16 protein-coding genes are annotated in these 20977 nt (G+C 53.7%); 14 read left to right on the top strand and 2 right to left on the bottom strand.

Features of this window, described 5'->3' with window-relative positions; genetic code table 11:
• The first annotated feature begins 802 nt into the window (after positions 1 to 802).
• The 5 genes from CLV88_RS22235 (at position 803) to rplA (ending at position 4524) form a co-directional block, all read left to right on the top strand.
• Positions 803 to 1468: a hypothetical protein gene (locus CLV88_RS22235; protein ID WP_106610606.1), complete on the top strand. Its 666-nt coding sequence runs from the start codon at positions 803 to 805 to the stop codon at positions 1466 to 1468.
• A gap of 73 nt (positions 1469 to 1541) precedes the next feature.
• Entirely contained in the window at positions 1542 to 1739 is a 198-nt protein-coding gene (gene secE / locus CLV88_RS22230) for a preprotein translocase subunit SecE (RefSeq protein WP_106610605.1), read from the top strand.
• A gap of 212 nt (positions 1740 to 1951) precedes the next feature.
• A complete protein-coding gene (nusG, locus tag CLV88_RS22225) occupies positions 1952 to 2485 on the top strand; it encodes a transcription termination/antitermination protein NusG (RefSeq protein ID WP_106610604.1) in 534 nt (177 codons plus the stop codon).
• 915 nt (positions 2486 to 3400) lie between these two features.
• Positions 3401 to 3826, top strand: a complete 426-nt coding sequence (rplK, locus tag CLV88_RS22220) for a 50S ribosomal protein L11 (protein WP_106610603.1) — start codon at positions 3401 to 3403, stop codon at positions 3824 to 3826.
• Complete coding sequence (gene rplA, locus CLV88_RS22215; protein ID WP_106610602.1) at positions 3826 to 4524, top strand: 50S ribosomal protein L1; 699 nt, start codon at positions 3826 to 3828, stop codon at positions 4522 to 4524. Before rplK ends, rplA begins: the two co-directional genes overlap by 1 nt.
• 56 nt (positions 4525 to 4580) lie before the next feature.
• Here rplA and CLV88_RS22210 read toward each other — a convergent pair whose 3' ends face one another.
• Positions 4581 to 5453, bottom strand: a complete 873-nt coding sequence (locus tag CLV88_RS22210) for an aldose 1-epimerase family protein (protein ID WP_106610601.1) — start codon at positions 5451 to 5453, stop codon at positions 4581 to 4583.
• A gap of 505 nt (positions 5454 to 5958) precedes the next feature.
• Here CLV88_RS22210 and rplJ point away from each other — a divergent pair.
• The 5 genes from rplJ to CLV88_RS22185 all read left to right on the top strand — a co-directional run bounded on the left by rplJ (position 5959) and on the right by CLV88_RS22185 (position 16671).
• Positions 5959 to 6477 carry a 50S ribosomal protein L10 gene (gene rplJ, locus CLV88_RS22205; RefSeq protein WP_106610600.1) on the top strand — a complete coding sequence of 173 codons (519 nt, stop codon included), beginning with the start codon at positions 5959 to 5961 and terminating at the stop codon, positions 6475 to 6477.
• Positions 6478 to 6548: 71 nt separating this feature from the next.
• Positions 6549 to 6926, top strand: a complete 378-nt coding sequence (rplL, locus tag CLV88_RS22200; protein WP_106610599.1) for a 50S ribosomal protein L7/L12 — start codon at positions 6549 to 6551, stop codon at positions 6924 to 6926.
• Positions 6927 to 7179: 253 nt separating this feature from the next.
• Positions 7180 to 11316 (top strand): DNA-directed RNA polymerase subunit beta, encoded by a 4137-nt coding sequence (gene rpoB, locus CLV88_RS22195; protein ID WP_106610598.1) that lies wholly within the window; start codon positions 7180 to 7182, stop codon positions 11314 to 11316.
• Between the two features lie 71 nt (positions 11317 to 11387).
• Positions 11388 to 15635: a DNA-directed RNA polymerase subunit beta' gene (gene rpoC, locus CLV88_RS22190; protein ID WP_106610597.1), complete on the top strand. Its 4248-nt coding sequence runs from the start codon at positions 11388 to 11390 to the stop codon at positions 15633 to 15635.
• 148 nt (positions 15636 to 15783) lie between these two features.
• Positions 15784 to 16671 (top strand): DMT family transporter, encoded by an 888-nt coding sequence (locus tag CLV88_RS22185; protein WP_106610596.1) that lies wholly within the window; start codon positions 15784 to 15786, stop codon positions 16669 to 16671.
• Here the strand turns inward: CLV88_RS22185 and CLV88_RS22180 are convergent.
• Positions 16647 to 17465 carry a putative rhamnosyl transferase gene (locus CLV88_RS22180; protein WP_243403762.1) on the bottom strand — a complete coding sequence of 273 codons (819 nt, stop codon included), beginning with the start codon at positions 17463 to 17465 and terminating at the stop codon, positions 16647 to 16649. The two genes, CLV88_RS22185 and CLV88_RS22180, sit on opposite strands and share 25 nt — an antisense overlap.
• Before the next feature lie 334 nt (positions 17466 to 17799).
• Here CLV88_RS22180 and rpsL point away from each other — a divergent pair, with 334 nt between their 5' ends.
• The 4 genes from rpsL to CLV88_RS22160 form a co-directional block, all read left to right on the top strand.
• Positions 17800 to 18171: a 30S ribosomal protein S12 gene (gene rpsL / locus CLV88_RS22175; protein WP_054000841.1), complete on the top strand. Its 372-nt coding sequence runs from the start codon at positions 17800 to 17802 to the stop codon at positions 18169 to 18171.
• Between the two features lie 15 nt (positions 18172 to 18186).
• Positions 18187 to 18657, top strand: coding sequence for a 30S ribosomal protein S7 (rpsG, locus tag CLV88_RS22170; protein ID WP_106610595.1), 471 nt, complete (start codon positions 18187 to 18189; stop codon positions 18655 to 18657).
• A 21-nt stretch (positions 18658 to 18678) separates the two neighbouring features.
• Positions 18679 to 20796, top strand: coding sequence for an elongation factor G (gene fusA, locus CLV88_RS22165; protein WP_106610594.1), 2118 nt, complete (start codon positions 18679 to 18681; stop codon positions 20794 to 20796).
• A gap of 86 nt (positions 20797 to 20882) precedes the next feature.
• Positions 20883 to 20977 (top strand): GTP-binding protein (locus CLV88_RS22160; RefSeq protein ID WP_131822069.1); only part of this gene is annotated, 95 nt, incomplete at its 3' end.

The raw sequence follows: 20977 nt of genomic DNA, 5'->3' as shown, positions 1-20977 counted from the left end.
TGACAGCGGCACGAACATCTCTTTGCCACCACGCTTCTTGGCCCGCACATAGTCTTTGACGATGGTGTAGCCCCCATCAAACCCGCATTCATCACGGCGTCAGAACCTAGATTGAAAACTGGCTTGTTTTCCCAATAAGATACCGTGCGGCTCGCAACGCTTGCTTTTCCCGCCAATTGGTCTTGGCCCATCTGTGCGGCTTTCCTTCTTGTGGCCGATTCTCGACCTGTCATGTGCATGGCTGAATTTCTTTTCTGCCTTTCCTGCATTGTGAAAAGCAATTCATTGAATTGGAACGAAAACCCCAATTTACCGGCACCTGAGAATCTCTTGGGGGTATTCTTAGGGTGCCTCGTGGCCCCAATAGCGCTGTAACACCATGTCCGGGACACGCCCGAACTGGGTTGAAAGCGTCTCGGCCTCGGCGCTTAGAATGGGTTCGATACGCGCTAGGTCCCTGTCCGATCGATTTCACCCAATCTCGGACTGAGCGAGCGTATTGCCGTGTCGAAATATACAGCCGTTCGTGGAAGCGCCCCGGCCAAAGGTACTCGGAACCGATCATCTATGGCTCATCCATCCATCGTAAGAGCGATTTCCGCGTAGCGTTAGTGTGGAAGGCTGTGGATAGTCCGTTCTTGGAGGCGCGTCTTCGTCGTAATTTCGCCATTTATTCGCCGTATTCTTGCGCAATCTTATCCTTGGGGGCTCACAAGGTTCAATTCAAAGCGACTTTGTTTTCTGAAACACAACGAGTAGCTGCTGTTCGTTTGGGTTGGGGCTTGTCTTTGAGGGATCGGAGATGAGTGAAGAAGGATGGACTGAACGTGAGAGCGCTGCTGCTCGACGATTTGGGGAACACATAGTGAAATCTGGGGAGCCATTCTCCAGCAGAACACTGGAAACTATTCGCACTCTGGTTTCCGAAACTGAGGACCCTGGTGATGACTTAGTGGGCGGAGGTGGTGCGGCAGTTAGAGCCATTTCAAACTTTACGGATGCTGCGCCGGATCAAGTTGCGAAAAACGCGATCGAATTGCAGGGCCTAGTAAATGATGTCGGGCCAGACACTTATCAAGAGCGAAGCGGTCGGCGTAAGTTGACGCTGGTGGAGAAGATGCCCGGACGTGTCGTGCGAAAGCTATTGACCACGCCACGAGGGCTCTCCTTGCTCATTTTTGGCAGTGTGAGCGTGTGGCGTCCTTTGTTCGTGCCAATTTTGGCTTTGATTATTCTCTTTGCTGTGCTGCTCGTTGGGGTCTTTGTTGGACAAGACCGGATGGCGCGACTCTTGCTTCACTTTTTGAAAAGGTATGTTTGGGCCGATACCGCACGCGCCGAGTCGCTTCAAAGAGTACTACCATCACGTTGGCATTCATTCTTATATAAACCGGTAAGTGAAGACGACCCGTGGGAAGGGCTGATTGACCCAGGGTTCGAGGCTCGATTAGCGAGATTGAGAGGTTGAAACGCAAACGGGTCTTGAATTCATGCTGAGGCCCGAGTATGTGAGCCTTTGATCAAGGCAAAGAAGAAGCGTCATGGCGAAAACCAATCCGATCACATTTATTCAGCAGGTTCGGGCGGAAGTCTCGAAAGTGGTCTGGCCGACCCGCCGGGAAGTGCTTTTGACGACTGTTATGGTGTTTGTCATGACTGCGCTGACGGCTGCATTCTTCTCCTTGGTAGATATTCTTATCCGTAGTGGATTGCAGGGCGTCTTGGGCCTGTTCGGTTAAGGAAACGTTGGGATACTGTAAGTCTCGCTGGCCAGTTTCAGAACGGCTTTACCCCTTGAAATAGTAGAGCAAGGACGGTAGGTGCAGGCCTACTTTGGGACATGGCGTGTGGCGATTCGAGTTGCACGCAGATTTCGTGGTCCTGAACGCGCCCTAAACGGGTGAGTAAAATTATATCCGGCGGTGCCGGCACAGACGGGAAAGACGAAAAAATGGCGAAACGGTGGTATTCGGTCAGTGTGCTGTCGAACTTCGAAAAGAAGGTCGCTGAACAGATTCGTCAGTCTGTAGAAGAGCAGGGTTTGGAAGAGCAGATCGACGAAGTTCTGGTGCCGACAGAAGAAGTCATCGAGGTACGTCGCGGCAAGAAAGTCACAACTGAACGCCGTTTCATGCCGGGCTATGTGCTTGTGCACATGGAAATGAGCGATCAAGGATATCATTTGGTGAATTCGATCAACCGCGTCACCGGGTTCCTTGGCCCACAGGGTCGACCAATGCCAATGCGCGACGCCGAGGTGCAGGGTATCCTGGGCCGTGTTGAAGAAGGCGAAGCTGCACCCAAACTGTTGATCAGCTTTGACATCGGCGAAAAGGTCAAGGTCAACGACGGGCCATTCGAAGATTTCGATGGTATGGTCGAAGAAGTGGACGACGACAATCAGCGTCTGAAAGTGACCGTGTCGATCTTTGGTCGGGAAACCCCGGTCGAGCTGGAGTTCACGCAGGTTACCAAGCAAGTGTAAGGTTGCTGAATTGAGAGCTTAAGCGCCGCACAGGAATACCTGTTGCGGCGTTTTCTGTTTTTTGTAGTAATAGTCAAATTCTGCGGCAAAAGAATTTGGCGAGACTGCATGTTAGCCAATCAAAATAACGCAAGACATAAAGGGCATCCTCACGTAATTCGCTGTAGTCAAGAAATCCATCTGTTGGCCAGTTGGGGGCTCTCTTGGAAGGGGCCAGATTTTTTGAAATTTAATCAGCGGCAGGACGAAGTCGGTTTCGCGTTGGTCCACTTTAAGGCAATCAAATTACCCTTTTGCTCTAATATGCCTTTTAGGCAATTATGTTCTCAGTTTCGAAGCGCGACTTCCTTGTATCTCGGTCAACTAGCATCCGAGTGAATGGAATTCTCTTGCCGCTGGCTTGAACAATCAACTCATCCGTACGTTCGAGAAACTCATCAAGCGAAATGGTGGGCCAGTCATGAAGATGCTCACCGGGTTTGAATGGTTCGTCAGGTGTGAGAGCGCCCGAGTGAGCGGTCGTGGCTTCTCCAAAAAATAGCGACTCGAGTGTTCAAATGCTCGCTTTTGAAAGTATTGACGTAGAAAAAAACAAGTTGAGTTTCGGTTTGAATTGAAGCCAGGCGTCAATATGAGACTACAATCTCACTTACAGAGAGCGGCCGCCAATCGTCGAGGCTCTCTTCCGTTGCCCAAGCGAAGGGCTGAATAGGACGGTGAGAATCGATCGTCGAAACCAGTTTCCAGCGGTATGTCATGACTCCACCCTTGTCACAACGACGGAACCGGTGTAGGCGCATGCATCGTCTTTGGGCGAGATTCTCTCGTGGGAGGTTGGGACATCGCGATGCGCCGCCGGACCACGCAACACAAACCGGGCGGAACGCGTTTCGCCTACGTTGAAAGGAAAACCAAATGGCTAAGAAGCTAGCTGGTACAATGAAGCTGCAGGTTCCTGCAGGTCAAGCCAACCCATCCCCCCCCGTTGGTCCAGCGCTGGGTCAGCGCGGTATCAACATCATGGAATTCTGCAAGGCGTTTAATGCCAAAACGCAGGAATTGGAGCCCGGTGCGCCGTGCCCGACCGTGATCACGTACTATCAGGACAAGTCCTTTACCATGGACATCAAGACGCCACCTGCGTCTTACTACCTGAAAAAAGCGGCCAAGCTGAAATCTGGTGCAACCAACCCTGGTCGTGAGACTGTTGGTTCGGTGACCCCGGCGCAGGTGAAAGAAATCGCCGAAGCCAAAATGAAAGACCTGAACGCGAACGACATCGATGCTGCTATGCAGATCATCCTTGGCTCGGCACGTTCTATGGGCATCGAGGTGAAGTAATGGCTAAACTTGGTAAGCGTACTGCCGCCGCGCGTGAAGCGTTTGCAGGCAAAGACAACCTGACTGTTGAAGAAGCTGTTGCTCTTGTAAAGGGCAACGCCACGGCTAAGTTCGACGAAACTGTCGAAATCGCCGTTCAGCTGGGTGTTGATCCGCGCCACGCCGACCAGATGGTCCGCGGTGTTGTTGGTCTGCCTAACGGTACCGGTAAAACTGTTCGCGTTGCTGTTTTTGCACGTGGCCCGAAAGCTGAAGAAGCTCAGGCCGCTGGCGCTGACATCGTTGGCGCAGAAGATCTGATGGAAACCGTCCAAGGCGGTACCATCGATTTTGATCGCTGCATTGCAACGCCTGACATGATGCCCGTCGTTGGTCGTTTGGGTAAGGTGCTTGGTCCACGTAACCTGATGCCAAACCCAAAAGTTGGCACGGTGACCATGGATGTTGCTGACGCTGTGAAAAACGCCAAAGGCGGCGAAGTACAGTTCAAGGTCGAAAAGGCCGGTGTTGTACACGCAGGTCTGGGCAAAGCCTCTTTCGACGAGGGCAAATTGGTTGAGAACGTGCGCGCTTTTATGGAAGCTGTACTGAAAGCCAAGCCGTCGGGCGCCAAAGGTGCTTACGTCAAGAAAATCGCGCTGAGCTCGACCATGGGTCCGGGCGTGACCATTTCTGTGGACAACGCTGCTGCGCAGTAATCTGCTGCAGTGATGAGAATTTGAGGGCGCTCTGGTTGGAGCGCCCTTTTTCGTTTCTAGCGCATGTCCACTGTGACGGAATAGCCAAAGGTGATGGCTTCGCTTGGGGGCAGTGAGATGCTGTTAGGGCGGTCTGAGATTTGCGGGCCATCCCCAACGAGTGCCGCCGTGCCGTGCCATGGCTCGATGCACAAAAAGGGTGCGCCAAGGGGGCGCCATAGGGCGAGATCGGGCAGGTTGTAGAACTCAAAGCTCAGGACGGGGCCTTCTTTGGGGCCGTAACGCAGCGCGTCAGAACCGTTGGGGAATACTAAGGCATCGTTTGCGAAAATTTCGTCAGTTATTTCTAAGATTCCATTTTTAAAGGGCCCCGAAACCACTCCCTGTTGGAGGAGACCGTCGGAAAGAGGCTGTTGGTCGGGATTCTTGTTCGATGCGAGCGACACGAAATGTGTCGCGCCGTTCGTATTAGGCAACGGCCATTGGAATGCCGGATGATAGCCAAACCCGAATGGCATGACACGGTCACTCTTGTTTATGACGCGGGTTCCGACATTCAGGGCGTTTCCGATCAGTTCATGTGTGATTTGTAGCTCAAAATCGAAAGGATAAACGGCCCGTGTGGCTGGCGATGCGCACAAGATGTGACGGCACGACGTGGCTGTGTGTTTTTCCAGGGTAAACTCGTTGCGGCGGGCAAAGCCGTGTTGAGACATTGGCGCATGATGGTCGCCGACCGCAACTTCGTCGCCAGGTGCGCGCCCGACAATTGGGAACAGAACTGGGGCCCGACCCGTCCAGAAAGCGGGGTCACCGTTCCAGAGCACATCGTCGCCCGCGACAGTTCGTAGATACTGCATTTCCGCGCCAAGGTTTGATATACTTGTGCTGAGCATGTCGCTGCATAGTTTCAGTTCCTTGGGTGGCATCAAAACTCCTATGATCAATCAACAATGACGGGGCGGTCAGATCGCCATTCTAATATAGCTGCTTACTGGCAATGTAATGTATTACATTTCCGAAGGGCGCGAAAATTTCCAAGTGGATTGCGTGATTTGTCTATGTGGATGAGTTGTGTTAGCATAAATATCAGCTCTGAAAAGTGGAGAGCAATTGCTGTCGGGATATTCTCGGCGGCGTGGTTAGTGTTACATATGCACTTGCAAAGCCCTTAATCGAGCGTTACATGACCGTTGCCCATCCTATGCCGGATTCGAGCAATCGATTCCGTATAGTGGTGGCCTGTCCAAGACGGAGGGTGAGTATCATCTCATAATTCCTTCCTGAGATGGGAAACGAGACAAGAATACAAGAAGGCTAACCTTCGAGCGATCCTGGCCTCCGGACCCGTAATACTGGACCCGAACGCGTGCCCAAGTCTGGGTGCGCAAACATGAGCCGGGCGGCGAGAGCTGCCCAAATTTGGAGAAAACTGTGGATAGAGCCCAGAAAGAAAAAGTGGTCGAGGAACTCGGCCAAATCTTCGAAAGCTCTGGCGTCGTAGTGGTTGCACACTATGCGGGCCTCACGGTTGCTGACATGCAAGACCTGCGCGCACGTGCGCGTGACGCGGGTGGTGCTGTTCGTGTTGCCAAAAACAAGCTCGCCAAGATCGCTCTTGAGGGTAAGCCTTGCGGAAGCATAGCTGACTACCTCGAGGGCATGACCGTTCTAACCTATTCTGAAGACCCTGTGGCAGCAGCCAAAGTGGCCGAGGACTTTGCCAAGACGAACAAGAAGTTCGAAATTCTTGGTGGTGCGATGGGTGAGAACGCTCTGGACCGTGCCGGTGTTGAAGCCGTGTCGAAAATGCCTTCGCGCGAGGAGCTTATTGCTTCGATCGTGGGTTGTATCGGCGCACCTGCTTCGAACATCGCTGGTGCAATTGGCGCGCCCGCAAGCAACATCGCCGGAATTCTGTCGACCATCGAGGATCGTGCAGAAGCCGCGTAAGCAATCTGAGAACCGCGTGTGGGTAAATACCCGACGTTGGAACACATACTTTATAACGGAAAGAGTCTAAAATGGCTGATCTGAAAGCACTCGCCGAAAGCATCGTTGGTCTGACACTGCTGGAAGCACAAGAACTGAAAACCATCCTCAAAGACGAGTACGGCATCGAGCCTGCTGCTGGTGGCGCCGTAATGGTTGCTGGCCCTGCAGACGCCGGTGGCGCAGCTGAGGAAGAGAAAACCGAATTCGACGTTATCCTGAAGTCGGCCGGTGCCTCGAAAATCAACGTCATCAAAGAAGTTCGCGCCCTGACCGGCTTGGGCCTCAAAGAAGCCAAAGAGCTGGTTGAAGCCGGCGGCAAGGCTGTCAAAGAAGGCGTTTCGAAAGACGAAGCAGAAGAAGTTAAAGGCAAGCTGGAAGCAGCTGGCGCCGAAGTCGAAGTTAAGTAATCGGCTTGGAGTGGGGCCGCAGATCGGCCTGCTCCGCGAAAAATTGAAGGCTGGGTCCGGTGTTCCGGGCCCAGCCGAACCTGTCTTAGAGAGTGCTTTTGCGAAAGCACTGCTTAAGGCGAGGTTTGGAACGGGAGGCTGCCTTTGGGACGGTGGCCGGGAATTGTCCAATACTTTGTCCGTCTCGTATGGGCGTGGTGCCGGGGACCCGACGGCAACCGCGACCGGTGAGAAATGAAAGGTGACATCGACCATGGCTCAAAGCTTCCTTGGCCAGAAACGTTTGCGTAAGTATTACGGCAAAATCCGCGAAGTGCTGGAAATGCCGAACCTTATCGAGGTTCAGAAATCCTCGTACGACCTCTTCCTAAACTCCGGTGATGAGCCAATGCCGATGGACGGCGAAGGCATCAAAGGAGTGTTCCAGTCGGTTTTCCCGATAAAGGATTTCAACGAAACCAGCGTGCTGGAATTCGTGTCCTATGAGCTGGAAAAGCCTAAATACGACGTGGAAGAATGTCAGCAGCGCGACATGACATATTCGGCACCTCTTAAGGTGACGCTGCGATTGATCGTGTTTGATATCGACGAAGATACAGGCGCGAAATCGGTTAAAGACATCAAAGAGCAAGACGTCTTTATGGGTGATATGCCCCTGATGACACCAAACGGCACATTTGTGGTGAATGGAACTGAGCGCGTTATCGTCTCTCAGATGCACCGTTCGCCCGGCGTTTTCTTTGATCACGACAAAGGTAAAACTCACTCTTCGGGCAAGTTGCTGTTTGCCTGCCGCATTATTCCCTATCGCGGCAGCTGGCTGGACTTTGAGTTCGACGCTAAGGACATCGTGTTTGCCCGCATCGATCGTCGCCGTAAACTACCAGTGACCACTTTGCTTTATGCGCTGGGTCTGGATCAGGAAGGCATCATGGATGCCTATTATGACACGGTGAACTATACGCTGGATAAGAGCAAAGGTTGGGTCACCAAGTTCTTCCCCGAGCGTGTACGTGGCACGCGCCCGACATTTGATCTGGTGGATGCGGCAACCGGCGAAGTGATTGCCGAAGCGAGCAAAAAGGTCACGCCCCGCGCGGTCAAAAAAATCATCGACGAAGGCAAGATCACAGATCTCCTGGTGCCATTTGAGCATATCGTAGGCAAGTTTGTCGCCAAGGATGTGATCAACGAAGAAACCGGCGCGATCTACGTGGAAGCCGGCGACGAACTAACGCTGGAGTATGACAAGGACGGTGAACTGATCGGTGGTACGGTCAAGGATCTCGTCGACAATGGCGTGACCGAAGTTCCAGTTCTGGACATCGACAACGTCAACGTTGGCCCCTACATGCGCAACACAATGGCGGCAGACAAAAACATGGGCCGCGATACAGCGCTTATGGATATTTATCGTGTAATGCGTCCGGGCGAACCGCCCACCGTCGAAGCCGCGTCATCGTTGTTTGATACGCTGTTCTTTGACAGCGAACGCTATGACCTGTCTGCTGTTGGCCGTGTGAAAATGAACATGCGTCTGGCATTGGATGCAGAAGACACCATCCGCACCTTGCGCAAACAGGACATCGTCTCCTGCATCAAAGCGCTGGTTGAGTTGCGTGATGGCAAGGGCGACATTGACGACATCGACCACCTTGGCAACCGTCGTGTTCGTTCCGTTGGCGAACTGATGGAAAACCAGTATCGTGTCGGCTTGCTTCGCATGGAGCGCGCGATCAAAGAACGTATGTCATCTGTCGAAATCGACACGGTCATGCCGCAGGATCTGATCAACGCAAAGCCGGCTGCTGCCGCTGTACGCGAGTTCTTTGGCTCTTCTCAGCTGTCGCAGTTCATGGACCAAACCAACCCGCTCTCGGAAGTGACCCACAAACGCCGTCTTTCGGCGCTTGGACCAGGTGGCTTGACCCGTGAGCGTGCTGGCTTTGAGGTGCGCGACGTTCACCCAACCCACTATGGTCGGATGTGCCCAATTGAAACGCCAGAAGGGCCAAACATTGGTCTGATCAACTCGCTGGCGACGTTTGCACGCGTGAACAAATATGGCTTTATTGAAACGCCTTATCGCAAGGTCGTCGACGGACAAGTCACCGATGAGGTGAACTATATGTCCGCAACCGAAGAAATGCGACACACGGTTGCTCAGGCAAACGCGACGCTGGACGGTGAAGGCAAGTTTATCAACGAGATGGTCAACACGCGCCAGTCGGGTGACTATACGATGGCTCCTGTGGGCGCGGTCGACCTGATTGACGTATCGCCAAAACAGTTGGTTTCGGTAGCAGCTTCGCTAATCCCATTCCTTGAAAACGACGATGCTAACCGGGCCCTGATGGGATCGAACATGCAACGTCAGGCGGTTCCATTGCTGCGCGCGGAAGCGCCGCTTGTTGGCACCGGAATCGAGGAAAAGGTCGCGATCGACTCTGGTGCGGCCATTCAAGCAAAACGCGCCGGAATTATCGACCAAGTGGACGCGCAGCGTATCGTTATTCGCGCGACGTCTGATCTTGAGCTTGGCGACGCGGGTGTAGATATCTACCGTCTACGCAAGTTCCAGCGCTCGAACCAGAATACCTGTATCAACCAGCGTCCGCTGGTGAAAGTCGGCGATACGGTCAGCAAGAATGAAGTGATCGCTGACGGTCCATCGACCGATATGGGTGAACTGGCGCTTGGTAAAAACGTGGTCGTCGCGTTTATGCCGTGGAACGGCTACAACTACGAAGACTCGATCCTGATCTCGGAACGCATTGCGCGCGATGACGTGTTTACATCGGTTCACATCGAAGAATTCGAAGTCGCTGCACGTGACACAAAACTGGGTCCAGAGGAAATCACACGCGATATTCCGAACGTTGGTGAAGAAGCGCTGCGCAACCTCGACGAGGCGGGTATCGTTTACATTGGTGCGGATGTTGAACCAGGCGACATTCTGGTCGGTAAGATCACTCCGAAGGGTGAGAGCCCAATGACCCCAGAAGAGAAGCTTTTGCGCGCCATCTTTGGCGAAAAGGCTTCGGACGTGCGCGATACGTCGCTGCGTGTGAAACCAGGTGATTTCGGGACTGTTGTCGAAGTGCGCGTCTTTAACCGCCATGGTGTGGAAAAAGACGAGCGTGCGTTGCAAATCGAGCGTGAAGAGATCGAACGTCTGGCGCGTGACCGCGATGACGAGATGGCGATTCTGGACCGTAACATCTATGCGCGTCTGCGTGACATGATCTTTGGCAAAGTGGCTGTGAAAGGTCCAAAGGGCGTCAAGTCAAACTCGGAAATCACCGAAGAGTTGCTGGCAAGTCTGAGCCGTGGTCAGTGGTGGCAGCTGGCATTGGCGGAAGAAGCTGATGCACAGGTTGTCGAAGCGCTGAACGAGCAATACGAGATCCAGAAACGCGCACTTGAGCATCGCTTTGAGGACAAGGTTGAGAAGGTCCGTCGCGGAGATGATCTGCCGCCGGGTGTGATGAAGATGGTCAAAGTCTTCATCGCGGTGAAGCGCAAGCTTCAGCCGGGCGACAAGATGGCTGGTCGTCACGGGAACAAAGGTGTGATTTCACGGGTTGTGCCTATGGAAGACATGCCATTCCTGCAGGACGGTACACCGGTTGACTTCTGTCTGAACCCGCTTGGTGTTCCGTCGCGTATGAACGTTGGTCAGATCCTTGAAACCCATATGGGTTGGGCCGCGCGCGGCCTTGGTATCAAGGTTGACGATGCGTTGCAGGAATACCGTCGTTCTGGCGATCTGACACCGGTACGTGATGCTCTTGAGCACGCGTATGGCGAGGACGTTTACGACGAAGGTATCCGCGACATGGATGAGACCGCGTTGATCGAAGCGGCGAGCAATGTGACTCGCGGTGTTCCAATTGCAACGCCAGTCTTTGACGGTGCCAAGGAGGGTGACGTGAACGACGCGCTGGTGCGTGCTGGTTTCGATCACTCAGGGCAGTCGATCCTATTTGACGGCCGTACCGGTGAGCAGTTCGCACGTCCGGTGACAGTGGGTGTCAAATACCTGCTGAAACTGCACCACTTGGTGGATGACAAAATCCACGCTCGTTCGACCGGTCCGTACTCGCTTGTCACACAGCAGCCGCTGGGTGGTAAGGCACAGTTCGGTGGTCAGCGTTTCGGGGAAATGGAAGTCTGGGCTCTGGAAGCTTATGGCGCTGCATATACCCTGCAGGAGATGCTGACGGTGAAGTCGGATGACGTGGCTGGACGGACGAAAGTCTATGAATCGATCGTCAAAGGCGAGGACAACTTTGAAGCGGGCGTGCCCGAGAGCTTCAACGTTCTTGTCAAAGAAGTCCGCGGCCTCGGTCTGAACATGGAACTCCTGGATGCGGAGGTTGAGGACTAGTCACCTCGATCCCGTAGGTCGGACAAATTTGTCCGACCTACCCGCCTCCGCACCAAAGCAAAGGAAATGCTATGAACCAGGAAATCACAAACAACCCGTTTAATCCATTGACCCCGCCGAAAGTGTTCGACGAGATCAAGGTGTCGCTCGCATCGCCAGAGCGTATCCTGTCGTGGTCCTATGGTGAGATCAAAAAGCCTGAAACCATCAACTACCGGACGTTCAAACCAGAGCGGGACGGTCTGTTTTGTGCGCGTATTTTTGGCCCGATCAAAGACTATGAATGTCTCTGCGGTAAATATAAACGCATGAAGTATCGCGGCGTTGTCTGCGAAAAGTGTGGCGTTGAAGTTACGCTTCAAAAAGTGCGCCGTGAACGTATGGGCCACATCGAATTGGCATCGCCCGTCGCACATATCTGGTTTCTGAAATCGCTGCCAAGCCGCATCGGTCTGATGCTGGATATGACGCTGCGCGATCTGGAACGTGTGCTTTACTTTGAAAACTACGTTGTCATCGAGCCTGGTCTGACCGACTTGCAATATGGCCAGATGCTGACCGAAGAAGAGTATATGGACGCGCAGGATGCCTATGGCATGGACGCGTTCACCGCCAATATCGGCGCGGAAGCGATCCGTGAAATGCTGGCGGCAATAGACCTGGAATCTGAAGCAGAACAGCTGCGCGCCGATCTGGCCGAAGCAACCGGTGAGCTGAAGCCCAAGAAGATCATCAAGCGCTTGAAGGTGGTTGAGAGCTTCCTTGAGTCCGGCAACCGCCCAGAGTGGATGGTTTTGACCGTGATCCCTGTGATCCCACCAGAACTTCGCCCGCTGGTGCCGCTGGATGGCGGCCGTTTCGCAACGTCGGATTTGAACGATCTCTATCGCCGTGTGATCAACCGGAACAACCGTTTGAAGCGTCTGATCGAACTGCGTGCGCCTGATATCATCGTCCGCAACGAAAAGCGGATGTTGCAGGAATCTGTAGATGCGTTGTTTGACAATGGCCGTCGTGGCCGTGTGATCACTGGTGCTAACAAGCGTCCGTTGAAATCGCTCAGCGACATGCTGAAAGGTAAGCAGGGTCGTTTCCGTCAGAACCTTTTGGGTAAGCGTGTCGACTTCTCTGGCCGTTCGGTTATTGTGACTGGTCCGGAATTGAAGCTGCATCAGTGTGGCCTACCCAAGAAGATGGCGCTCGAGCTGTTTAAACCGTTTATTTACAGTCGTCTGGAAGCCAAGGGGCTGTCATCGACGGTGAAGCAGGCGAAGAAACTGGTCGAAAAAGAGCGTCCCGAAGTCTGGGACATCCTCGATGAGGTGATCCGTGAGCACCCTGTCATGCTGAACCGCGCACCCACACTGCACCGTCTTGGCATTCAGGCGTTTGAACCGGTACTGATCGAAGGCAAGGCCATCCAACTGCACCCGCTGGTCTGTTCGGCGTTCAATGCTGACTTCGACGGTGATCAGATGGCCGTGCACGTTCCACTGAGCCTTGAGGCCCAGCTGGAAGCGCGCGTTCTGATGATGTCGACAAACAACGTTCTGTCGCCTGCGAACGGCGCACCGATCATTGTTCCATCGCAGGATATGATTCTTGGCCTCTACTACACCACGATCATGCGTGAAGGCATGAAGGGTGAGGGCATGATATTCTCCTCGATCGACGAAGTTCAGTACGCGCTGGATTCAGGGACCGTGCATTTGCACGCTAAGATCACCGCACGTATTCCTCAGATCGATGAAAACGGTTTGGAAGTGATGCAGCGCGTAGAGACGACACCGGGTCGTGTGCGCCTTGGTTCTCTGTTACCGCAGAATGCCAAAGCGCCATTTGAGCTGGTGAACAAGCTATTGCGTAAGAAAGACGTTCAGGCGGTGATCGACACGGTCTATCGCTACTGCGGTCAGAAAGAGTCGGTTATTTTCTGTGACCAGATTATGACCATGGGCTTCCGTGAGGCGTTCAAGGCGGGCATTTCGTTTGGTAAAGACGACATGGTCATTCCTGACGACAAATGGACAATCGTCGATGAAACCCGTGATCTGGTGAAAGACTTTGAACAACAGTACATGGATGGTCTGATTACTCAGGGCGAAAAGTACAATAAAGTTGTCGATGCCTGGTCGAAGTGTAACGACAAAGTCACCGAAGCGATGATGAACACCATCTCGGCGGCTCAGACTGATGAGGACGGTGCCGAAGCGGAACCGAACTCGGTCTACATGATGGCCCACTCGGGTGCACGTGGTTCTGTGACGCAGATGAAACAGTTGGGCGGTATGCGCGGCCTGATGGCCAAACCAAACGGCGACATCATCGAGACGCCGATCATCTCGAACTTTAAAGAAGGCCTGACCGTTCTTGAGTACTTCAACTCAACCCACGGTGCGCGTAAGGGTCTGTCGGACACGGCGCTTAAGACAGCGAACTCGGGTTATCTGACCCGTCGTCTGGTGGACGTGGCACAGGACTGCATTGTTCGTATGAACGATTGTGGAACAGACACTGCGATTACAGCTGAACCGGCGGTTAACGACGGCGAAGTCGTTTCGTCTCTGGGTGAACGTATTCTCGGCCGCGTTGCGGCAGAGGACATCATGCGCCCAGCTTCGGACGAAGTGCTGGTTTCACATGGGCAATTAATTGACGAGCGTATGGCTGACATTGTCGAAGACGCCGGTGTTGCGTCGGCACGCATCCGCTCGCCATTGACGTGTGAAGCCGAAGAGGGAGTCTGTGCTCAGTGTTATGGCCGTGACCTTGCTCGCGGTACTATGGTGAATACTGGCGAGGCCGTTGGTATCATCGCAGCTCAGTCGATTGGTGAACCAGGTACACAGCTGACAATGCGGACATTCCACATTGGCGGCGTTGCTCAAGGTGGTCAGCAATCGTTCCTCGAGGCAAGTCAGGAAGGTAAGATTGTCTTTGAGAATGCAAACATTCTCGAAAACGCTAACGGCGAATCCCTGGTTATGGGCCGTAACATGAAGCTGTTCATCATGGACGAGAACGGTGAAGAGCGTGCGAACCACAAGGTTGGTTACGGATCTAAACTGTTCGTCAAAGATGGTCAGGCGATTGGTTTTGGTGACAAGCTATTCGAATGGGATCCGTACACACTGCCTATTATTGCTGAGAAGTCAGGCACGACCAAGTTTGTCGACCTTGTTCTGGGTGTTTCGGTTCGTGACGAGACCGATGACGCAACTGGTATGACACAGAAGATCGTGTCGGACTGGCGTGCCGCGCCGCGTGGTAATGAGCTGAAGCCGGAAGTCATTCTTGTTGATGGCGATGGTGAGCCTGTTCGCAATGATGCCGGAAACCCCGTGCATTACCCAATGTCTGTGGACGCCATTCTGTCGATCGAAGATGGTCAGGAAGTCAAAGCCGGTGACGTTGTCGCGCGAATTCCGCGGGAAGGTGCCAAAACCAAGGACATCACTGGTGGTCTGCCACGTGTGGCTGAATTGTTCGAAGCGCGTCGTCCTAAAGATCATGCGATCATTGCTGAAATCGATGGTTACGTGCGTTTTGGTCGCGACTACAAGAACAAGCGCCGCATCTCGATCGAACCGAGCGACGAGTCGATGGAGCCAGTCGAATACATGGTGCCCAAAGGTAAGCACATTCCGGTACAGGAAGGTGATTTTGTCCAGAAGGGTGACTATATCATGGACGGCAACCCGGCGCCGCACGACATCCTGTCCATCATGGGTGTAGAAGCGCTGGCGGACTACATGATCGACGAAGTTCAGGACGTTTATCGTTTGCAGGGCGTGAAGATCAACGACAAGCACATCGAGGTGATCGTTCGCCAGATGCTTCAGAAATGGGAGATCTCCGATAGCGGAGAGACCACATTGCTGAAAGGCGAGCATGTCGAAAAGATCGAGTTCGATACTGCAAATGAGAAGGCTTTGTCTGAAGGTCGCCGTCCGGCGCAGGGTGAGCCGATCCTTCTGGGTATCACCAAGGCCTCATTGCAGACACGCTCGTTTATCTCGGCGGCTTCGTTCCAGGAGACCACGCGTGTTCTGACCGAAGCGTCCGTTCAGGGTAAGAAGGACAAGCTGGTTGGTCTGAAAGAGAACGTCATCGTCGGGCGATTGATCCCGGCGGGTACCGGCGGTGCAACGCAGTCGGTGCGCCGGGTTGCCCAAGATCGCGACAATATCGTGATCGAGGCGCGTCGCGAAGAGGCCGAAACGGCTGCTGCTTTGGCAGCTCCGGTTGAGGATCTTGGTGCCGATGATGTGTTTGACAGTGGTTTGGTGGAAACCCCTGAGAGCCGACCCTTTGACTAAACTTTGAAACGACCAAATATTTGAAAAGCCCCCGGCAATGCGTCCGGGGGCTTTTTTTGTTGGAATGTCTGCGTTTGGCCAGAAGGGATTGGCATTCAAGCGCAGGGCACCTAACGTCACGTGATTTCCATTCGATAGGACGAGATTGGTGGTTCTTCAAGATAACACCAAGGGCGCGCTCTTGATGATCTGCTCCATGGCAGCTTTCACCTTTAATGACACGTTGATCAAGTTACTTGGCCCGGACGTTCCGCTGTTCCAAATGCTGTTTCTGCGAGGAATACTTGCCAGCCTGCTGATTTTGGGGTTGGCGCGCTCGCTTGGTAGAATTCGCTGGTCGTTGCCACGTCGCGATTGGGGGCTGATCATGCTTCGCACAATCGCGGAAATCGGCGCGGCGTATTTTTTTATTTCAGCGCTATTTCATATGCCAATCGCCAATGTAACGGCCGTTTTGCAAATCCTGCCGTTATCGGTGACCTTGGGCGGCGCGTTGTTCTTTGGTGAAAACGTTGGGTGGCGCAGAGCTTTGGCGATTGCTGTCGGGTTTTGCGGGATGCTTTTGATTGTGCGCCCCGGGCCAGATGGGTTTGACCAATACGCGATTTTCGCATTGATCGCTGTTGGATTTGTAACGCTGCGTGACCTGTCAACGCGCAAGATGTCGACCGATACTCCTTCCCTGACGGTGACGCTCGTCGCCTCTCTGGGTGTCACCGCATTTGCGGGGATCGCTAGCTTGGGTTCTGAGTGGGTATTGATGGACGGGCGCCAATGGGCCTTGTTGAGTGGCGCGGCTGTTTTTATCTTGGGCGGCTATCTATTTTCAGTTCTAGTGATGCGCGTTGGCGAAATGAGCTTTGTTGCGCCGTTCCGCTACAGCGGTTTGCTTTGGGCGTTGGTGGCCGGGTTCGTTGTGTTCGGTGACTGGCCTGATGCGATCACCTTGATCGGCGCGGTGATCGTTGTGAGCTCCGGTGTTTTTACTCTGATCCGTGGGCGCAAAGTTCGTCAGGCAAAGCTTGATCGAACTTGATCGGCATCGATGTTGTAAACGCGACGGAGGTGGTCTTCGACGTCCTTGGTGATGAGGTTGAGCTTTACCGGGCGCACGTTCTTTTTCTGGCGAGAATCGTTAAGTTCGCTGTGGCCGCGAATGAACATGTCTTCGCCAGTAAAGCTGGTGACCGGCATGAAGCGAGCAAGTTTTGAGTGACCGAAGTTCATGATGGTTATGTCCACGCCCGGACGGACGCACATAGCCAACGCTGCCGTCCAAAGGTGTTCCACGGTCGGCTTTGCATGGATACCATTTCGGTGCGGTGATGCGATGAAGCCTTGATTGAAGTCAATCGCGATGTGGCGATGTTTGAACATGAGTGACGAAAGGTCGTAAGCGGCTTCGCGTAGACGTTCGACATACCTGACACCAACTGCGTCGTCGTCGTCCATTCTAAACTGCAACGTCGGGGCTTTGCTCTGTTTGCGGACCGAATTGATGGCTTGTTTCATAACCTGTCGGTGCGGACCGGGGGCGTGTTTTTGAACCACCGCCTGAGGGATGTCGGCCAATAGGCTGTGTAGTCTGTCCAGGTACTTTGGTGGCATTGCATTGCCAATGACGACCAGAAAAGTGAAGTCAGGATCGGTCTGAGCGCGTAGCGGAGGTAGCGTGAAGGTTTCGAACGAGCGAAACCTTTGCTCCATTCGTGCGGGATCATATAGGTACGCCATTCGGTCTTCTGCAGAGCCGTGATCCACTTGAAACCCGCCTATCGCCGGATAGGAAAACCGGCAGATTCCGATGACCTGCATGTCGCGGCTGTTCATGATATTCTGCCTCTTGTCGCGGTTCTCCCAAACTTTGACATCGCTGCTGTCCGGGTGCAACCAGTGCCAGCTGTTGACAAGCTGTGCGACTCTTAATATACGCGCGCTCATCCGGCGTTGGGTTCAGTGAATCCCGAGCCGTTTCATAATTGTAGTGGTCAAGTTCTGGTCTGCTTTGAAGATCACAACCTCTGTAAACTCACCGCGTCGTTTGCCTCGGAATGGAAACGATTGCGGTTTTTGCGCTTGTGCACGCACACGCGTTGAAAAAAGAGAACAAACCGCGCGGGGTTCGCTTCGCGCATAAATGGAAGCAAACGGGAAAGAGACCCTTATGCCAACGATTCAACAGCTGATCCGCAAGCCGCGTCAGCCAAAAATCAAGCGCTCCAAGTCGCAGCACCTGGAGCAGTGCCCTCAGAAACGTGGCGTGTGCACACGCGTTTACACAACCACGCCTAAGAAACCGAACTCCGCTATGCGTAAAGTTGCAAAGGTTCGCCTGACCAACGGTTACGAAGTGATTTCGTATATCCCTGGTGAAAGCCACAACCTTCAGGAGCACTCTGTGGTTCTGATCCGCGGCGGTCGCGTAAAAGACCTTCCGGGTGTCCGCTATCACATCCTGCGCGGTGTTTTGGATACCCAAGGTGTTAAAGATCGTAAGCAACGTCGTTCGAAATACGGCGCGAAGCGTCCCAAGTAAGAAGGAGAGGCTGAGATGTCACGTCGTCACGCCGCTGAAAAACGCGAAGTTCTGCCCGACGCCAAATTTGGCGATAAGGTTTTGAGCAAGTTCATGAACAACCTGATGATCGACGGCAAAAAGTCTGTTGCCGAAAAGATTGTCTACAACGCGCTGGATCGCGTTGAAAACAAGGTGAAACGCGCCCCTGTTGAAGTGTTCCACGAAGCACTGGATAATATTAAGCCCAGCGTCGAGGTTCGCTCGCGTCGTGTGGGTGGTGCCACGTATCAGGTTCCTGTCGAAGTGCGCCCAGAGCGCCGTGAAGCACTGGCGATTCGTTGGTTGATCACCGCATCGCGCAATCGTAACGAAAACACGATGGAAGAGCGCCTTGCTGGCGAACTTCTGGATGCCGTGAATTCGCGCGGAACTGCTGTGAAAAAGCGGGAAGACACACACAAAATGGCCGAGGCGAACAAAGCCTTCAGCCACTATCGTTGGTAATTTCCAGAGGACATTAGGCCAATGGCACGCGACTATACGCTCGAACATTACCGTAACTTCGGTATCATGGCGCATATCGATGCAGGGAAAACCACCTGCTCGGAGCGCATCCTTTACTACACCGGCAAATCCCACAACATTGGTGAGGTGCACGATGGTGCGGCCACTATGGACTGGATGGAGCAGGAACAGGAACGCGGTATCACCATCACTTCGGCTGCAACTACCACTTTCTGGGAACGCACTGAGGACGGTCAGACTGCTGACACGCCCAAGCACCGCCTGAACATCATCGACACCCCCGGCCACGTTGACTTCACAATTGAAGTTGAGCGTTCGCTCGCGGTTCTCGATGGCGCAGTTTGCGTTCTTGACGCAAATGCAGGCGTTGAGCCTCAGACCGAAACCGTGTGGCGTCAGGCTGACCGCTACAAGGTTCCTCGGATGGTGTTCGTCAACAAGATGGACAAGATCGGCGCAGACTTCTTTAACTGCGTTCACATGATCGAAGACCGCACCGGCGCGACTGCTGTTCCGGTCGGCATTCCAATCGGTGCAGAGACCGAGCTGGAAGGGCTGATTGATCTGGTCACCATGGAAGAATGGCTGTGGCAGGGTGAAGACCTTGGCGCGTCGTGGATCAAAGCTCCGATCCGTGACAGCCTGAAAGACATGGCCGACGAATGGCGCGGGAAGATGATCGAAGCGGCTGTCGAAATGGACGACGACGCGATGATGGAATACCTGGAGGGCAACGAGCCTGACGTTCCAACCTTGCGCGCTTTGCTGCGTAAAGGTACGCTGGAAATGGCGTTTGTGCCTGTTCTGGGTGGTTCTGCGTTCAAAAACAAAGGTGTTCAGCCGCTGCTTAATGCCGTAATCGACTATCTGCCCAGCCCGCTGGACGTTGTTGATTACATGGGCTTCAAACCCGGCGACGAAGACGAAGTTCGTGACATTGCCCGCCGTGCGGATGATGACATGGCGTTCTCTGGACTGGCGTTCAAAATCATGAACGACCCATTTGTTGGCTCTCTGACCTTTACCCGCATCTACTCGGGTACGCTCTCCAAGGGTGAAACCTTGTTGAACTCAACCAAAGGTAAGAAAGAGCGCATCGGTCGAATGATGATGATGCACTCCAACAACCGTGAAGAAATCACCGAAGCGTTTGCAGGTGACATCATCGCGTTGGCAGGCCTGAAAGACACCACAACTGGTGATACGATCTGTGCGGTGAATGATCCTGTGGTTCTGGAAACAATGACTTTCCCCGATCCTGTGATCGAGATTGCCGTCGAGCCCAAGACCAAAGCCGACCAAGAGAAAATGTCTCAGGGTCTGCAGCGGTTGGCCGCTGAAGATCCGTCTTTCCGTGTGGAAACTGACCTTGAATCCGGTCAAACCATCATGAAGGGCATGGGCGAACTTCACTTGGACATCCTTGTGGACCGTCTTAAGCGCGAGTTTAAGGTTGAAGCCAACATCGGTGCGCCGCAGGTTGCCTATCGCGAGACCATTGGTCACGAAGTTGAGCACACCTACACCCACAAGAAACAGTCGGGTGGATCTGGTCAATATGCCGAGGTGAAAATGATCATCTCGCCAACCGAAGCTGGTGAAGGGTATTCGTTCGAGAGCCGCATCGTTGGTGGTGCTGTTCCTAAGGAATACATTCCCGGTGTTGAAAAAGGTATCAACTCGGTCATGGATAGCGGCCCTCTGGCTGGCTTCCCCGTGATCGACTTTAAGGTTGCCCTGATCGACGGTAAGTTCCATGACGTTGACTCCAGTGTTCTGGCTTTCGAAATCGCCGCACGTATGGCGATGCGCGAAGGTATGCGTCTTGCTGGCGCGAAACTGCTGGAACCGATCATGAAGGTCGAAGTGATCACTCCGGAAGAGTACACCGGTGGGATCATTGGTGACCTGACGTCTCGTCGTGGTCAGGTGACAGGTCAGGAGCCTCGCGGCAATGCCGTGGCAATCGACTCGTTTGTGCCTCTGGCGAACATGTTCGGCTACATCAACACACTGCGTTCGATGTCGTCGGGCCGCGCCCAGTTCACCATGCAGTTCGATCACTATGATCCGGTACCGCAGAACATCTCGGATGAGATCCAGGCAAAATACGCTTAATCGGGATGGCGGGGTGAACCCCGCCCTACCCAAACCTCGTAGGGCGGGGTTCACCCCGCCGACCCACACAAAAAGGAGCCTTTGAAATGGCAAAGGAAAAGTTTGAACGTTCCAAACCGCACTGCAACATTGGCACGATTGGCCACGTTGACCACGGTAAGACGACTCTGACAGCGGCGAT

It is taken from the genome of Shimia abyssi (assembly GCF_003014475.1).
In the GTDB taxonomy this organism is placed as follows: domain Bacteria; phylum Pseudomonadota; class Alphaproteobacteria; order Rhodobacterales; family Rhodobacteraceae; genus Shimia; species Shimia abyssi.
The sequence above is the reverse complement of the archived record's forward strand: the minus strand, read 5'-3'. Positions and strand labels throughout refer to the sequence as shown.

Bases quoted from the DNA above. Each gene is read 5' to 3' on its own strand.
- CLV88_RS22235 (WP_106610606.1), top strand. From the start codon at position 803: ATGAGTGAAGAAGGATGGACTGAACGTGAGAGCGCTGCTGCTCGACGA.
- secE (WP_106610605.1), top strand. From the start codon at position 1,542: ATGGCGAAAACCAATCCGATCACATTTATTCAGCAGGTTCGGGCGGAA.
- nusG (WP_106610604.1), top strand. From the start codon at position 1,952: ATGGCGAAACGGTGGTATTCGGTCAGTGTGCTGTCGAACTTCGAAAAG.
- rplK (WP_106610603.1), top strand. From the start codon at position 3,401: ATGGCTAAGAAGCTAGCTGGTACAATGAAGCTGCAGGTTCCTGCAGGT.
- rplA (WP_106610602.1), top strand. From the start codon at position 3,826: ATGGCTAAACTTGGTAAGCGTACTGCCGCCGCGCGTGAAGCGTTTGCA.
- CLV88_RS22210 (WP_106610601.1), bottom strand. From the start codon at position 5,453: ATGCCACCCAAGGAACTGAAACTATGCAGCGACATGCTCAGCACAAGT.
- rplL (WP_106610599.1), top strand. From the start codon at position 6,549: ATGGCTGATCTGAAAGCACTCGCCGAAAGCATCGTTGGTCTGACACTG.
- rpoB (WP_106610598.1), top strand. From the start codon at position 7,180: ATGGCTCAAAGCTTCCTTGGCCAGAAACGTTTGCGTAAGTATTACGGC.
- rpoC (WP_106610597.1), top strand. From the start codon at position 11,388: ATGAACCAGGAAATCACAAACAACCCGTTTAATCCATTGACCCCGCCG.
- CLV88_RS22180 (WP_243403762.1), bottom strand. From the start codon at position 17,465: ATGAACAGCCGCGACATGCAGGTCATCGGAATCTGCCGGTTTTCCTAT.
- rpsL (WP_054000841.1), top strand. From the start codon at position 17,800: ATGCCAACGATTCAACAGCTGATCCGCAAGCCGCGTCAGCCAAAAATC.
- rpsG (WP_106610595.1), top strand. From the start codon at position 18,187: ATGTCACGTCGTCACGCCGCTGAAAAACGCGAAGTTCTGCCCGACGCC.
- fusA (WP_106610594.1), top strand. From the start codon at position 18,679: ATGGCACGCGACTATACGCTCGAACATTACCGTAACTTCGGTATCATG.